This window comes from uncultured Dysgonomonas sp., from assembly GCF_900079725.1.
Lineage (GTDB): Bacteria > Bacteroidota > Bacteroidia > Bacteroidales > Dysgonomonadaceae > Dysgonomonas.
Genome location: NZ_LT599032.1, coordinates 2,966,248 through 2,983,328, shown reverse-complemented (window position 1 = coordinate 2,983,328; position 17,081 = coordinate 2,966,248). Strand labels below are relative to the sequence as shown.

Genomic DNA, 17,081 nt, shown 5'->3' with positions numbered 1-17,081 from the left:
GGACAAAATATTCATCTAAATAAAAAATCGAAATGAAAAAGATAATTTATACTTTTTTAATCGTTTTCTCATTTGCTATTTTGGGAGCATGCACAGATCTTGAAGAGAAAATGTATAGCTCAATCGGATCAGAAGGGTTTATTCATACTAAAGAGGATATTTTATCTCTCGCTCTTGCTCCTTACGATCAGGCATATGCTTCGATGAAAATGGTTTTCGAAGTACAGGAAAATATGGGAGATCATTGGGCAACTTATACCCGCAACGGAACTACATGGTACAATAATGGTAAGGGACTTCGTACCCATCAACATACATGGACATGGGATGACGATTATGTAAGTGTCTGGAATGCTCCCTGGAGAGGAATTATACTAATAAACAACACGTTAGATATTTTAGATAAAATTAATCCGGAGGACTATTCGATGGATCGCCAGGAGTTTAATAATTTATATTGGAGTAACCGAACGCTCAGAGCATGGTTTTATATAAGATTATTTGATTTTTATCGTAATATTCCTATCTATCGAAGTGTCGAAGATAATAGTAAAAATATTGAAAATCAGGTTACTCCGCAAGAAGCATTTAGTTTTATAGAACAAGAGCTTATCGATGCGTTGGCAAAGCTTCCCAAAAAAGAGAGTTTGGGTGGTAATAAAGAAAACCAACAGAGATGGAATAAAGCAGGGGCTGCTGCGCTTTTGGTTCGCCTTTATCTAAATTCTGAGAAATGGACAGGGGTATCTCGCTATGATAAGTGTGCAGAATATGCCCAAAAGATTATCGACGGAGAATATGGACCTTATGCGATTGATGATGAATGGGATGAACCTTTTAAGTGGAATAATGATACCTCTGATGAATTGATATATGCATTTGCAAGTGATTTAAACTATTCGAATTATCATTATTCAAGTGATGTCTATTTCTGGACACTTTCTCCCGGAGGAACAACTACAAATTATTTTCTATTCTCAAAGAAAGGAAATAGCAGTACCAAGTTCGCTTTAACACCAAGTATGGATGTCGACGGTGTTGAGTATAGTTATGATCTGGGTAAGCCTGTTACCAAATTTAAGAAATATCCGTCGGACTACCGCCTGAAACTTTATAAAAATCTTGGCAACGGTGAACGCGAAGGAATGTTTTTGTTCGGAAAAATTCCCAATCTCTTACAGGGTGGTTTTCTTAAACAAGGCAATAAGGTCGATGATGTGATTCTTCGGGATCAGGCAGGTTTTTTTAACGACGCACCAGAAGGAGCAATAATTGACGATAAACGTTCGGGAATTCTTTATGCAGATGATAATTCCGGTTGGCGTGCGGTGAAATACCCATTTTATCCTGACACAGACGGAGATAAAGCATATGCAACCGATTATGCAGAGATACGTCTTGCCGAAATTTATTATTCGCTTGCCGAATGCAAACTCAGAGGGGGAGATGTAATGGCTGCAGGCGATTTGCTGAACGTAGTAAGAAAGCGTAACTATCCGGCCGTAGACTATCCTACATCATTATATCAAGGTACAGTAGATCCTAAGGGGAATGTTACTCTTGATATGAATGAGATGCTTGATGAATGGGGACGCGAATTTTTGGGAGAGTTCCGTCGTCGTACAGATCTATGCCGCTTTAATCGCTTTACCGAAGCATGGTGGGATAAACCTCAGTCAGAGTCATTCAGAGAAATATTGCCAATAAGTCGTACAACACTCGCAGCAAATCCTAATCTGAAACAAAATCCGGGTTATGATAGTTATTGATTATTATTTATAAAATTAAACCAAATTACCTATAGCCGATATTTTCATATCGGCTATAGGTATAATAAGTTACTTATGAAAAACATCCTTTCTATTTTATTTTTAGTAGCTGTTGTGCCTCTTTATGGAACAGACTTTTATAAGGAATATCGAGCTGGCTGGTTGAAGAAAGCAGAACAAAATACTCCTCGTTTGATAGAAACTTTAAAACAGCCACGTAGACTGGTAGAAATTATTTCAGATAAAGAATCATATCAGGGATGGAAGGTAGTTGAATCTCAATCTGACAAAAAGCTTTCGGAGATTTCATTAAAACAACAAAAAAGCTATATTATTGATTTCGGAGAACATTTAACTGGTTATGTGTCATTTAGTCTTAAATCGCTTGATGAAAGAACCCCCGACTCTCCGGTCAGACTAAAATTTACTTTTGGTGAAGTCCCTTCAGAAGTATCAACACCTTTTGATCCCTACACAGGTGATCTGTGCAGAGCTTGGTTACAGGACGAAACAGTAACTGTAATGAATGTTTCTGAAACAATTCAAATAGGACGAAGATTATCATTCAGATATATTAAAGCAGAGCTAATTGGTGAGCCACACTTCGATTTTGCAATTTCTGATATTACTTGCAGAGCGGTAACATCAGTCTCCGTAGTACCTGACCCGTTATCTGCTTCGGTACCGGAAATTATAACAGAGATCGACCGCATAGGATTAGCTACACTTAAGGAGTGTATGCAAACCGTATTCGAAGACGGACCTAAAAGAGATCAACGACTTTGGATTGGTGATCTTTATCTGCAATCAATGGCAAATAATTATTCGTATCGTCAATTTGACCTGACACGCCGCTGTTTATACCTTGTTGCAGGGTTGAGTGATGAAAATGGATATTTAAATGCCAATGTATTCGAAAGGCCTGAACCTCATGCACAACAAAAACAATTTTTACTAGAGTATGCTCTTTTATTTAACGCTACTTTAAAAGATTACCTGATTGCAACTAATGATTTACAGACAGCCTATGATCTCTGGCCTGTGGCAAAAAAACAACTTGAAATTGTTAGAACTTACACACAAGAGAATGGTTTGATGGATTTTGAGAGAGCAAATAGTGAATGGTGGGTGTTTTTTGACTGGAAGCCCGGGTTACATAAAGAAGTTGCATTACAAGGTGTTTCGATTTTTGCCTTAAAAGAAACTTATGAACTCGCGCGGCTGATTGGTAAAGAGAAAGAAATTACCTATATCCCTTCGATGGTGAAGAAAATGAGTAAAGCTGCATACAAAGAATACTACGATAAACAGTCGGGGTTGTTTGTTGGAAAACTTGATAATCAGATATCGTATGCTTCTCAAATATGGATGGTACTGTCCGGTGTACCAACCCAAAAAGAAGCTCAAAGAGCTTTGTATGGATTATCCTCTTCCGATAGTGCAATAACTCCAGGCACCCCTTATCTCTATCATTACTATATCCAGGCAATGATAAATTCAGGAATGGAAAAGGAGGCAAATGAAGCATTAGTAGATTATTGGGGAGGAATGGTTCGTAGAGATGCAGACACATTCTGGGAAGCATATGATCCTAACGATGATTTTATTTCGCCTTACAAATTTCACCCAATGAACAGTTACTGCCATGCATGGAGCTGCACACCAGTCTACTTTATCAGGAAATATCCGGAAATATTTAACCCGACTTACGCATTAGAAAAATAGACGGAGACTATTGCCTTTCTGACTCTGTACCAGAGAAGTAATACTTCGTCCAGTTTATGAGCAGGGGATAATTTCCTTTCAACTGTTGCATCTCATTTTCATAGGGGCCGTATCCTGTTTCGTAAAATACCAGTAGGCTCAGGCTGGGAACAAACGAGGTATCGTTTGCAGAGGTTATCTGTACCCATGTCTCAAAGACTAGTTCCCAGAAGCCGCTGGTGTACAGATCGCCGAAAGCTACATTATTGACAATAAAACTGAGTAGTTCTTCTAGTACCTCTTCTTGCGATAGTTTTTGGAACATCAGCTTTTGCAATGTACAAAGTTTATCAGTTGAGAATAATGCAGTCGTTGCTATTAGCCAATCAAACGATGACGGATATGTAGACGTGAAGTTTGAAGACCTGAACGAGAAAGTACAAGCTGCTATTCAAGGGTACACAGAATCATATAATGTCACAGCTCTTGCCTACAACGCAGACAAAAAACTTACTAAAGTAACCTTATCCTCAAAATCGGATGAAAGCATTAAAGTTGTTATTCTGGACGACGCAGGTAAGGAATTTGTAGAAACTGCTGCCGAATAAATTAGTTCCAATCTACATCTGACAATTTTAGTAAATAAAGGGAAATACCTGGGTATTTCCTTTTATTATTTTGCATATACTACATCTTTTTAGGTATATAGTAAATAGACTGACACGCGTCCTTACAGGTCGCTCTTATTCTGAAACACAGCGGACAGAGAAACCGTACGCACGGTTGCTGCTGTACGCAGGGAGGACGCTGTCGCTGCGGAAGTACAGATGGTACGAGTAGATACTGGTAACCGTACTACTCCAGTAGTAGCTGGAGCTACCCACGCCGTTTACCGTCGAAGCAGTGCCGTGGCCGCGGGAGCCGGCAGCGGGCAGGAATAAGGCGTCGCCAACTTTGTATCCGCTCGTAGTCCATGTCCAGGTGTTTGGTGTCGTAGCAGTGGTATTGGTATATATACTTGCCCACTGTTTATAGCTCGGCACCTTCCACCCAGCAGGACACGGGTCGTTAGCGGCTTTTGCCATGTTCTCGTTGGTCGTGCCGTCGCCCCACCGGGAAGTATTGCTGCCGCCCGAAAGCCAGTCAGAAGGAGAGCTGGTACTGATGATAAAGTTCGCATGCCCCGGAGTATTGCTGTTCGAGAGGGTGGTTGTAGTTGCACTTGTGCGAATCTGGTGTTCGTCCTTAGGCCTTCCCCACTGGTAGAGGTCGCCCTTGATGTCATAGCCCACAGTAACCCCTTTGGATACATAGGTGAACGGGTCGAGGCTGGTATCAGCTCCCAGGTTGAAGCATTGCCACTGCAGCCAGTTAGGGTCGCCTCCAGTGGAAGGGACTATTCTCGTGTCAGACCCATAAGCACCGCAACCTACACTCACACGCACATATAACTGCTGCCCCAGTATAGTGACAGGTATGTCGAATGCTTTTCCGCGATAAGATTCACTTACGGTACCCGAAACGGTGATTGCCTTTGAATGTATTTCTGAAGCAAAAAGAATTGAACAAAACCTGGCTAATGATATAATCAATTATTTTATCGGCTTAATAATAGATGCCGAAAATTCCAATGTAGAAATAGAAAAAGCATTTGGAGTCCTGGCATCTGACACCCGCCAAAGAGGTGAGAATATTTTTAATCTCTTAGTATCAAGATTTAATTCGTCAGGAAATGAAAAAGAAATAGTTATTATAGGTAATGCGCTATCATACACATACTTGCCTAAAGCTGCTAAAATCATCTCTAATTCCTGTTTCAAAAATCAGGAATTATATAAATGTTTAATCAGGATGGGCGATATTGCTATAGATGAACTTGTAAGACTATCTCAAAAAGAAGATATAAAAGCAATATTAACCTTAAAACAGATTGCTACCCCACGAGCAGGACAGGCATTAATGTCTTTACTTTGGAAAGATGATGAAATAAGTAAAATTGCAGCATGGTGTCTTGCCGAATTAATCTTAAATTCCAATATTAAAAAAGAAATAAGTGAATCTGTATTTACTCAAAGACAACTTAAAAGCGAAATTTGTGAATGGGCATACCAGCATAATGATACACAGAGAACAGAAAATTTACATTTCATTATCGGTAGGGTTGTTTATCTGATATCTAAACCAATTGAATTTAAACAAGACATTGAATTTAATATTAACCCGATAGTTTCTATTCCTGTAATTATAAATCAATTCGCATTATTAAATAAAGAATCCTGGAAAATTGATGATGTTAAGAGGTCAAAAAAGTTCATTCTTTCAATAGATGATTTTAAGTATATCGATCATAAACTTGACCAGGAAAAGAAAAAAGAAACCGGGGAAAATACAGATAAAGTGTCTTTTGAGTTTTTAATGAAAATCTGGCTTGTTAAAAATAAATATTTTATAAAAAAAGAAGAGATTGCTAAAAAGGGGAGTATGTTGTTAAAATTTATAGATAAAGACAAATTTCCAATATTTTTCAACATATCTAATTCATTACGAAATAATATCCTTGAAATATTTACAACACATGGAAAATTCGGATCGAAGAACGATTGGATAAATTTACTTCGTAAAGATATGATTGACTATGAATTTGCATCCTGACAGTGTCCAGAATAATGTGTAAATGAAAACTACAGGTTGAAAAGCTTGTAGTTTTCATTTACACATTATTCTGGACACTGTCTAACAAAATACAAATATTCATCCTAGAGGCCAGCATTCTTTTTATATTCATCTTCATTTTCATATATTTTATAGTTAACATTTCTATTTTCATCTACATTAACAGTCATATAGTAAGTTTTAGTTTGAATTCCTTGAGATCTACCCCAAATATCGAAATTTTCAATAGTCTTGATGTAACTAAAACCTGCAACTGAGATCTTTGCTTGATTTTTTTTATCTATATTATCTTTCCGTCCTAAAAATTTAAAATTAGAAACGCTCTCATTACCAGAAGGCATTGAATAAAACCTCGAACTACCGTCTGGTATTCCAGTAGATGGATAGCTGTTCCTCAGGGGTGATAATGAATAAACTGATCTTAGATAATTTGCAAAACTAACAGCATTGGACTCTGTGTTTTGTCTCTCTGCTGTAGAAAGTAAGCGGGCTGATCTAAAGTAACCATTCAAATGATCGTAACCGTGTCTCATCTCGTGCCCCATTGCAATATAACCTGGAGTAGGGGCGCCAACCCCTCCTGAAACCAAAGAATTATTAGCATATGTTACTTCATAGTCATCATAAGTACTATTGATTTTAAATACAAGTCCATGTACATTAATTGTTTTCGGATGCTGTATCAAATAATTCAGCATTTCACCTCCTCTTGACGTTGCAGCAACTTTAGCTATATTCATCAATGCAAAATTAGGAGCATTAACTAATCTCAGTTTTTTACCATCTGGATCAATAAACTTTAATGGGTTATTCATCACATAAGTATACAGTGACCAGCTATAATACTCCTCGGCCAATGGATCGACTGAAGTAAACCGGCCTATTGCACTTTCATAATACCTGGCGAAATAGTCATACAGATTTAGCCCGTGCATCTGATCCAACTCCTTGTCACTATACTTATAAGGCTGTTTGCCCTGTTCGGCTGTAGTTGTTTCAGCAAATGCAGTACCAAACGGATAATAATGATTCTTCTGAATAACTGTACCACTACTATTAGCCACTATTCGATTACTGCCCAGATTTTCTCATTTGTTACTTTTTCACCTCCTTAACCGACAAGATAAAAAAGTAACAAAGGTAACACATATTACACTTTTTTATTGTGTCTATTGTATCCTTTGATATTCTTTAGGAATAAGACTGTCTGGAGATGTTATGTAAACTGTCGTTTCTTTCAAACGATCATTATATGTAATCATTGTATCTTTTGAGATTTTCACTATTATATTAGGATACCATCCTAATATAATAGTACTATCATTTGACAATGACCATGTATTTACACTTATAACATCTTCTGGAGATTTATTCTCTACAAATTCACCTTTTGCATTGATATAGAAGCCTAGCCATTTCCCATTTTTATCAAAATATGTAAAAAAATGAGATCCACTATCTGATGTTCTATCATTATCAATCAACCAATATTTAAACCCTTTATCACCATCATAAATTAAACTTTCTTTATTCGTTTTTTTTATGCACGAAAAAGAAAAAAATAATATAAAAAATAATATAAAAATTTTATTCATCATAATTTATTTTATGGGTATAGCTTTTATTATAGGACTACCAAAATTTGGATTAAAATTCAATTTCCATAAGGCCTCTTTAGGTAAAAGAGCGTTTATGTTTTCTACAGCTTTTATCATTGCAGCATCACTCATTCTCGAATTTGCTATATGACCTCCATAACCATTAAGAACTCCATTTTGAAATTCACTTGTTGTCTTTTTATATGAGGAGTGTGATATTTGTGCTGAAACGGCCATCGTTTCTTTTTCTACAGTAGACATTTTGTCTTTAGTACTATGTTCATTCACTTTATGCACATCTTCATGAACTAAAGTATTAACCATATTATTACCATCTAGCATCATTGGAGATAATGTTCCACTCTTTCGCCTTATAAAAATATCATCCCCCTTATTATATGCAGCAGCATTTTCACTTCCGGGCATCCTTCCTACTCCAACATGTCCTTTAGGACTTGTACCTATTTTTATTCCATCTCTATCAATAAATGATACTCCAGCTTCCATTGCATAATAACCGACAATATTTGCTGTGATCTGCCTTTCTTTAGAGTTATCTAAATTTAGATTTAGAATAGAGGTCTCTTTTCCCCCAATAATCACTTTTATGTCTCTCGTTGTTGTATTCGTATTTTTTACAAAAAATCCTAATTCGTTAAAGATATCATCCCTACCATCTGGATCAATCTTATTTATTGGATTGTTTGAACAATAATGATAAGGTGTTAGCCACGTTTTTTGCTCCGCTGAGCAAAGGTATATAGGTTATAGATAAACAATCCTGCCATTATCGACAGGATTGTTGTTAAATTATTCACTTCGTAATTGCAAATCCCTTAAGACGGAGTTATAAAACGTCTCCTAATCTGAAACACTACCTATTGTTTTTATTTCTGTATAACAAATTTCATTCTGATTTTTGACGGAAACTTTTTCTTTTGAACCCCAAAAACTCATAGAAACGCCTGTATATGGAGATTTGAGTAAATAACTACCGTTACCTCTGTATGTATAATATGCTGTATCTCTAAATGCAACTATTTTTAATTCATATCCCATCAAATGAGAGTTTATTATACTATTGTTCCGTGAATAGATGGTCTTATCCATAGCATCAAAAAAGAAATCTGTATAATAATTATCCCCTTTATAAACCTTAACATAATCCAAGCTATCTGAAAAATCCCCTATTATATTATCAGAAAATGCTATAATAACGGTTTCTCTTGATGGATATGTCTTTATATACATATTTGCTTCTTTGATGTAATATTGATTTTCCCTTCCTGTATCTGAATACCATATGAAAAAGGCTATAATTGCAATTATTAGAGAACACAACAAAACTATGATGAATTTTATAAATGTCTTCATTATGATAAATTATTTAGAAAAACTATTTATGATTAATCTTCTCTGCCCTCTTGTAAAGCCATATTGTTGAGCATTTACTGATGATGGCTTTTCTACTGAGTAAATATCCGCATCTTGCTATAATTTGATACATTACCTCATCAGTCTATTGGTTTTATCTCTGTATAATAGATATTATCTCTGTTTTTTGAAAGAACTTTTTCGCTGCTCCCCACTAACTCAAAGGATATTTCTATATAAGGATATTTAAGCAAATAACCTCCGTCCTCTTTTTTTTCAAAATAAACAGTATCATTACTTGATATTTCCTTATCACCTTGCTTGTATTTTTGCCAATGTCTTTCTTTTAAACTATTACCCAAAATGTGAATTACCATTTTTTCGTTAGGGTCGAGAAGAATTCCAGTTCCATAATCATTTCCTTTATAGACCTTAACATAATCCAAACTATCTGAAAAATCCCCCATTACATTATCAGAAAATGCTATAATAACAGCTTCTCTTGAAGGATATGTCTTTATATACATATTTGCTTCTTTGATGTAATATTGATTTTCCTTTCCCGTATCTGAATACCATATGAAAAAGGCTATAATTGCAATGATTAGAGAACATAACAAAATAATGATGAATTTTATAGATGTCTTCATTGTGATAAATTATTTAGAAAAACTATTTATGATTAATCTCCTCTGCCCTCTTGTAAAACCATATTGTTGAGCATTTACTGATGATGGCTTTTCTACTGAGTAAATACTCACATCTTGTAATTTTTGCAAGCCGTCAAAACCTTTCCGTGCCTGTCCCCAACTAAGACCTTTAATTGCAGCCACATATCCCGCTGCTATATTTCCTACATCTTTAGCCGAAGTGAACACTGGACCATTGCTGACAGTAAATTCAGTATTTGTTATAGGCATACCTCGGTACCAATCTTGTGGTTTTGCATATACGACTTCCTCCGTATTATTAGTTCTCTTGAAATCGTATTTTTCGCCTCCAGTTGCATTCCACATATAACCAACCAAAGAAGGATTGTCATCCATCAAGCCTTGTAAAAAGATATCTCCATTATTATCATTAGGATTAATTATACTTCCCATAGCCCATGCCCCTTCTCCATTGTTTGCATAACTATCATAAAATGAAGTTAGAGAAGTTGTTATCCCTATAGAATTTCCTTGTATAGTATAATCTCCATTTTTATCCTGTGTATATTCATAGATATTTTTATCATCATCATCCAAATTTCCACCTATTATTTCATATGTTCCATCTTCAAGTTTTTTTACTCGTGTACTTTTTCCGTCTGGATCTACATACTTCAATGGATTATTCATTACATACGCATACGGACTCCAACTATAATACTTCTCCGCCAACGGATCGACCATTGGAAAATGCGGAAAACTAAAATCCATATACCTTGCACTATAATCATACATATTCAATCCATTACGCGAATCCAACTCTTTATTATTATACTTATACGGCTGAGCGTTTTGCCCCGTACCATCCGCAAACGGCATACCAAAAGGATAATACTGTGTACTCTGCACCACCGATGCCGCTGCATTGGCTACCACACGGTTGTTACCCAGATGGTCATTGATGTAAAAGTAATAATTTCCGCCTTCATTATAACCTCCATCCACAAGAATTCTTTTCAATACTCCATTTTCATAGATAATATTTCCTACATAGTCCGTAGTATGGGTCTGGGTAAGCGCATTAACCGTTATACCCGAACCTATCACCGGAGCGGTACTATAGTTTGGATTCCACTTCTGTACTGCTTTTAGCTTCTGCCCCGATGCCGAATAAGTATATTCATTGCGTCCTTCGGCATTCATATTCTTAATATCTACTATACGCGGTAGGTTCAGGCTATTATAGGTTATAGCCGATATTCCTTTGTTCAGGTCTTTGCTCATTGCACCGTTGGCATTGTAGGTGTATTCCACGCCTGTGCCCTTGGCATAATCCTTAAAGTCCATAGAAGCACTCATGGTTACATTTGGCCCTGCATCGGTGATGTATTTCAACTGGTTACCAGTATGTTCGGCTGTCAGGTTGTCTATTATGCCGTAGGTAGCGGATGCGGTCAGCCCGTAGCGTTGCAATGTTTTGATATTGCCGTGCTTGTCGTAGGTATAGGCTGTATTGAAGTTGCCATCGCCGGTATAGGTTGCTGTTTTCAGGCGGGAAAGGTTGTCATAGGTAAAATTATACTTTCTGGTTTTTCCTGCCTGAACCCATTGCATCTGGTTGATATTACCACCGGAATTATAAGCCAGATTTTCAGTAAACAATGTATTGGTAATTGACTTCGTCCACGAACGTACATTATACGCATATGTCGTTTTCAAATTAGCATGTGTATGCTTCTGATTAGTATTCAACCTTCCCAGTTCGTCGTAGGTATTACTGGCCAGAGTGATTACCGTACCGGCGTTCAGTTGGTGGGTGGTCTTGGTCAGTCGTCCGGCATGGTCGTAGGTATAGCTATATATTTCGGTCTGGGTGGTTTTGCCTGTGGCCGAATGTACATGTTTCCTTTTGGTCGGCTGCCCGGTGAAGTTGTAGGCAAGATATTCCTTTTCCAACCCTCCTGACAGGTGGTTGGTAGATTTAGTTTGTATTAGCCTTCCACGATTATCGTAATATATAGCAGTTATAATCTGTCCTTCTGTTGTATTTACAGACTTACCATTCGAATCTATCAGTTTAACACGCGTGCCCACCAATAATCCTTTCGCACTCGAATGCCTTGTCCCATATCCGGATTCGGCATTATAATCCAGATTGGTTTTATAGTAAGAGTTTGTTTTCAGCATTGCCTCATAATCATCATAATAATTAATAAGCAACACATCGTCTACCGGAATGCTCGCCAATATATTCCACGTATAACCATAGTTTCCGGTTCCGTATGATTCCGTGAAAACCATGGTAGAGTATGTGCTTTGCATAGCATCATGGGTGGAATTTGTTTTGTATATACCGGAGATTATCAGCCTGCCGAGAGCATCGTATTTATTGAATGTCCATTCCTTTGTCGTTTTAGCCCTTTGTTCCCCGTCTTGGGTAAAGATCAATCGGTCGGCTTTGTCGTATACATAATATATCCAGTCGCAGCCGGGTAGTTTCTTGGCTATGCAGCGGTTCTTTGCATCATATTTATAGCTATAGCCATATTTATCAATAGCACTGGTCCAATTACCTGTACCGATTTCATTGCTAGCCATAGGTGGTATTACAGTACATAAATTACCTATAGCATCATACACAAGGTAGGTATCATTTTTTTCACTTCCATTCATTTGACGGAGAAGGATCGTCTGTCCTTTTCCATTTTTAAATTCATAAACACAGTTTTCGTCTTCATCCAATGTTTTTATTACAAAAAGTTGTCCTGGCTGTACATACCCATTTACAGTCAATGGCGTAGTCATGACAACCGAATAGCATGCAAGGACACCATTACCGCTGCTATTGGTAAGGTATTGGACTTTTTTGCCTTTCTTGTTATCAATCCAATCCTGTCCAGGGCCATAACCCTGAGTAACACGGCTTTCCGGTGATGACTCCAAAATGGAGCTAGCATATGCCAGATCATTATATGTTGTGAATGCTTTATCTCGAACCGTATTTGTTGCTACATATGCCCCGTTATTGCCTTTTACTACAGCTGGTAGCCAGCTTTTTGATTCTCTTCCAAAAGCATCATATTCCTGCAGTGTGACAAGATCACCTGACTTATCGGGAATAATACCTACATCCACATTCTGAATAGGTCGTCCCAGACCGTCGAAATATTGGTAGTTATCCAGCCATACAGATTGATCATCTGCTCTGTATGATCGTGTATAAATATAATTGCCAGATGATGTGATATCTGCTTCAGGACGGATTTCCGGATTAACCTCAGGGGGTATGTCGGGCGAGGTGGCACTAGTCTTGTAGAAGCTTATATCTGCATTTATAGATAAGTCGGCCGTTGTTGCAAAAAGTATAACATAAACTCCCACTCCGAGGCTCAACCGTGTCCTTTTGGCATTGATAGAATAAGAAGCATCCGTTGAAAACACCCCTTTCCATATATAATCGATCCTACAACCATTTGTAGAACCTGTTAATTTGATATCGACTACCGATGGCTGTGTCAAAGTGAATTCTATACTGGTAGCGTTAGGAGTAGAAGAGAATGTTTTATTATATTTTATAATATCAAGGCTCTTTTTTTCTCCTTGATATTCCGGTATAGGACCAGCATAAGGCTTTACCTTATCAATGTCGGTTTCAATAGTGTAAGGATCGAAGAACATTAATTCTATATTCATCTTTGACTCTGTCGTGAAACATAAAAAGACATAGACTCCCGCATCGAGTGAAAGTACGGTTCTGTCCGAAGACACATCATAATAATCCTCATTCATAGAAACTCCTTTCCAGATACCTTGTATCTTAGTATTTGAAGTTGATGAATTAGTTTGGACTGTTAGCATTATATCTACAGTAGCCGCTTTGGTCAGTATAAATCTGAAACTGCTTACCCCGGGAGAAGAGGTATAGCTCCGCTGTATATTAATTGAGTCTCCGGATACATACTGTCCTATTGTTTCTGGTGTAGGACCTGCATAAGGACGATTTGCATATAGAGCAAATGTGCAGGAGCAGAATAAATATATAAGTATTATTTTTTTCATTGTCTTATAAATTTAGATGTATATCTTAATTACTTGAATGGCATTTTATTCATTCTTATAACGATAATCATATAAGTTTACCCCCTTTTTTACTCCATTAGCATCTTCGATAAATGTCTTCTTAAGCCTTCCGGCTCCGTCATATTCATAATGAGTTACTATACCTGCCGGATCTTTAACAGAGGTAATACCTACAAGAGGTTTATACGTATAAGATGTAATGTGAGCATTTAGAAGATTGGTGCGCAACAACCCCAAGGATTCCTGTGACATTCCCATTCCTCCTATAAATTGCTGGTATTGTACGTTGTTATTCAATTTATTTGAGATTTCGGAAAGCCTGGCATTTTTTATTTCTGCAATCAGGTTGTTCGTTTCCCAAACATACACACAATACAATCCGGTGTTGTCAAGAGTTTCCAAAGGCATTCCTGTTGTTGTTCTGGACAGAATGGCAATTTGTGCCGAATCCGTTGCTATAGTATTAGTCCCTTGAGTTCTGGTAAAAGTACGTGTAGATTTATAAGGAAACAGATTTATATCGAAATCTACCTTTTCAGTAATTTTACTATTAATACTACTCTCTTTTTTAAATTCACTTTCTTTATTGATTACAGCATTTATAAAATTATTATCAATCATCTTTTTATAAATATCTATACTCTTGAAGTCGACTGGATATTTAAACCTGTGTTCTTGTATTTCCCCAGTTTTCAATTCCTCGGTTTGTTTTGTTACAAACGGATGGCTGTCTGTAGTTTTGTTTATTGACTCGTATTTGTAGAGTTCTGTTTTCGTTATAGGTATCCTTGGTAAATTTTCTTCATACCTGGAGCTAACTGTTTTTACCAGCTTTTTCCAACCTGTAAATTCAAATATATCATGATAAAAATAATTATCCAATGTTTTACAATCCAGATATAATTCTGTATTATAATAGTAATTGGGTGTAAGACCTGCAGCTCTAGGCGATACTTCCCAGTAAGGGTTGGATTTGGTAAACAATAAACCTCTTAAATGCAAACCAGTATAGACTTTATTATTTTTAAACTTTTCATACTCATTGGTTATGCTTTCCTGTAACCTGTAAATACCTTTATTATACCTATATATATCTTTTCTTTTAAGTAATCCACTGGTCCAATCAGTCCTGATCGGAAAGCTCTGTAATAAACTTCCTTGCCTGTAAGTTTTATATACGCTATAAAATGAAGGAAAGAAGGAATTTGGCGGATTACAACTGCTGCTTGGAGTGAATAGTGGTATTGTATGAAAGATTGGTTTTTCATTTTCAAATGTATAAACTGTTTTAAGTGTATCTGTCCTGTTTTCAGAAACGCATAATTCTTCAATTGTGCCATACTGATAATACATCACCTGTTCAGCATTGAACATCCTGGGATTGGATGTGTATTCTTTAAACATCTCGGCATAAGGGTAAAAAGTAGACATATCTGCATGGAGATATATTAACTCAACAATTGGTTTTTTTTTTGCTTCATCCATAGTATATATAGGGAAGTAACCCTGTACTACATTAGGGAATCCTGAAACACTTTCGTTGTAGTTGTAGTCTATAAAATTATTCTCGAAGTTAACGAAATTACTTCCTGTAGTAACATCATTTCCATATCTGTATATTTTATGTTCTTTATTATTGTTATTCATATTTGTATTACGGGAAATAATTTCCTTTATCCGCAATGCAGGCGAACGAGGGATATTACCCGGATAAGCATCGTATATAAACTCTGTCTCCCCACCGGTTATATATGAGATCTTGTTTAGTGTATATGTTTTAGCTGCATTAAAATTATATGTTCTGTTTGCCAGTTCCGGCATAGGCCTGTTTATTACATTATAGACCAAACTTTTATTAGTTGCATTATTATAATACCCTAATAGATCCTGAGAAAAATAAGAATGGTAAGTACCACTATTTATGGGTGGATTAGCCTTATAAGGTGGAGGCATATTACCGTCAAAATAACTGAACATATATTTGTCATATACCTTTGCATCGCTACCAAGAAATGAAACGGAGTTCAGCTTGAGCCTGGGCCCGGAAAAATAGGAGGAATTGTCAAATTTAATTTTCTTTACTGTTGTTCCGTTATAAGGGATAACTTCAATCTCCGTCAATCGGTGCTTTCTTCCGTCAGTCCTGTCTTTTATATGGTTGAAAACGACTTTACCTTCATTAAACTTTATTTCCTTTAAAATCTTAGTCTCATATGTTGTCTTTGTAGTTACATTATCTGAATAATAATTCCGGTTAGTTTCTTTCAAGTCAATCCCTAACCACTTATCACCTGTAATTGTTTTTTCAACATATGAACTTGAAAAGACATAATCATCATAAGAGGTATCAGAACTTTCATATGTGAAACTTATAGTACTTTTTTTATCTGCCGATATAATCTCTGTCAGGTGCCAGGTTGTATTACATTGGTATTCCTCCATTGAAGCGGATGTTATTAGTTCGTTGAACATATTTTTTGCTCTGTTAACACCAATTACCCGGCTTCTTTCTGTTGCCTCGAATTTATATATGGTGCCATCTGGTATTACTATTTCGAATTTATTTGGATTTATTATCACTTGGGAGTTCACTTCCCTTGTTATCTTATTTACTGTATAAGGAATTTGAACTATATCACCAGTTTTTCCATCAAAATAGAAAGTTCCATTATTACCATTGAAACAATAATCATACTTGTCTCTTTGTTGATCAAGACCTGCATAGTTTTTTTTATTGTATGTAATCATCTTCCAGAACAAATCCAGATAACCGGAATTACTTCCCAGCCTATTAATTTCTTCTGCAGTATGCTTTATATCAGACATTGGAGGATCCGGCCTGTCCATAACAGTTTTGGCAATAACCCCTCCTGCATTCAGGGTCCACCCTAATCCTACCCAACTTGCTTGGTCGTCTATTTTTATACCTCCTGCATAATATGACAAGGAAATAGGAAAACTTAAACTTCCTGATTGGATTGTATAGATCGGTATTGATATATCCGGTAAACCATGACTGAGAGGTGCTGAGTATTTTCCTTTTCTCATCATAGAAGCAACCTCCGGTGATTGGGGAATATTCACAAGATTAAAAATATAAGTATAGTCCCGGTTCTGAAAGTGTTTATCAGGAGTGGATGGATTAATATAATGCACTGAACTTTGGGAATATATATTTATATTATATACTGCCATAAATATATAGAATATAATATTTATTTTCCTTCTCATAG

The 17,081-nt window shown here is 36.5% G+C and carries 13 protein-coding genes; 4 read left to right on the top strand and 9 right to left on the bottom strand.

What is annotated here, in order from left to right:
• Positions 1-32 precede the first annotated feature (32 nt).
• On the top strand, positions 33-1,769 hold the full coding sequence (locus QZL88_RS12485; RefSeq protein WP_296941603.1) for a RagB/SusD family nutrient uptake outer membrane protein: 1,737 nt from the start codon (positions 33-35) through the stop codon (positions 1,767-1,769).
• Positions 1,770-1,844: 75 nt separating this feature from the next.
• On the top strand, positions 1,845-3,494 hold the full coding sequence (locus tag QZL88_RS12480; protein ID WP_296941601.1) for a glycoside hydrolase: 1,650 nt from the start codon (positions 1,845-1,847) through the stop codon (positions 3,492-3,494).
• A 7-nt stretch (positions 3,495-3,501) separates the two neighbouring features.
• On the opposite strand, the gene QZL88_RS12475 is transcribed toward QZL88_RS12480, so the two are convergent.
• Positions 3,502-3,798, bottom strand: coding sequence for a hypothetical protein (locus QZL88_RS12475; RefSeq protein WP_296941599.1), 297 nt, complete (start codon positions 3,796-3,798; stop codon positions 3,502-3,504).
• 85 nt (positions 3,799-3,883) lie between these two features.
• Between QZL88_RS12475 and QZL88_RS12470 the strand changes: the two genes are divergently transcribed.
• Positions 3,884-4,081 carry a hypothetical protein gene (locus tag QZL88_RS12470; RefSeq protein ID WP_296941597.1) on the top strand — a complete coding sequence of 66 codons (198 nt, stop codon included), beginning with the start codon at positions 3,884-3,886 and terminating at the stop codon, positions 4,079-4,081.
• A 135-nt stretch (positions 4,082-4,216) separates the two neighbouring features.
• On the opposite strand, the gene QZL88_RS21225 is transcribed toward QZL88_RS12470, so the two are convergent.
• The gene (locus QZL88_RS21225; RefSeq protein ID WP_363927536.1) at positions 4,217-4,765 is read right to left on the bottom strand and encodes an FISUMP domain-containing protein; all 549 of its coding nucleotides are present in this window, start codon (positions 4,763-4,765) and stop codon (positions 4,217-4,219) included.
• Between the two features lie 232 nt (positions 4,766-4,997).
• Between QZL88_RS21225 and QZL88_RS12465 the strand changes: the two genes are divergently transcribed.
• Complete coding sequence (locus tag QZL88_RS12465; protein WP_296941595.1) at positions 4,998-6,125, top strand: hypothetical protein; 1,128 nt, start codon at positions 4,998-5,000, stop codon at positions 6,123-6,125.
• A 104-nt stretch (positions 6,126-6,229) separates the two neighbouring features.
• Here the strand turns inward: QZL88_RS12465 and QZL88_RS12460 are convergent, their stop codons facing one another.
• From QZL88_RS12460 to QZL88_RS12430, 7 genes are all read right to left on the bottom strand, one after another.
• Positions 6,230-7,210, bottom strand: coding sequence for an RHS repeat-associated core domain-containing protein (locus QZL88_RS12460; RefSeq protein ID WP_296941593.1), 981 nt, complete (start codon positions 7,208-7,210; stop codon positions 6,230-6,232).
• Between the two features lie 105 nt (positions 7,211-7,315).
• Entirely contained in the window at positions 7,316-7,744 is a 429-nt protein-coding gene (locus tag QZL88_RS12455) for a hypothetical protein (protein ID WP_296941591.1), read from the bottom strand.
• 3 nt (positions 7,745-7,747) lie between these two features.
• Positions 7,748-8,407, bottom strand: coding sequence for a hypothetical protein (locus tag QZL88_RS12450; protein WP_296945077.1), 660 nt, complete (start codon positions 8,405-8,407; stop codon positions 7,748-7,750).
• 198 nt (positions 8,408-8,605) lie between these two features.
• On the bottom strand, positions 8,606-9,118 hold the full coding sequence (locus QZL88_RS12445) for a hypothetical protein (RefSeq protein WP_296941589.1): 513 nt from the start codon (positions 9,116-9,118) through the stop codon (positions 8,606-8,608).
• Between the two features lie 140 nt (positions 9,119-9,258).
• Positions 9,259-9,768: a hypothetical protein gene (locus QZL88_RS12440; RefSeq protein ID WP_296941587.1), complete on the bottom strand. Its 510-nt coding sequence runs from the start codon at positions 9,766-9,768 to the stop codon at positions 9,259-9,261.
• Positions 9,769-9,777: 9 nt separating this feature from the next.
• The gene (locus tag QZL88_RS12435; protein ID WP_296941585.1) at positions 9,778-13,827 is read right to left on the bottom strand and encodes a DUF6443 domain-containing protein; all 4,050 of its coding nucleotides are present in this window, start codon (positions 13,825-13,827) and stop codon (positions 9,778-9,780) included.
• A gap of 45 nt (positions 13,828-13,872) precedes the next feature.
• On the bottom strand, positions 13,873-17,079 hold the full coding sequence (locus tag QZL88_RS12430) for an RHS repeat domain-containing protein (protein ID WP_296941584.1): 3,207 nt from the start codon (positions 17,077-17,079) through the stop codon (positions 13,873-13,875).
• Between the last annotated feature and the right edge of the window lie 2 nt (positions 17,080-17,081).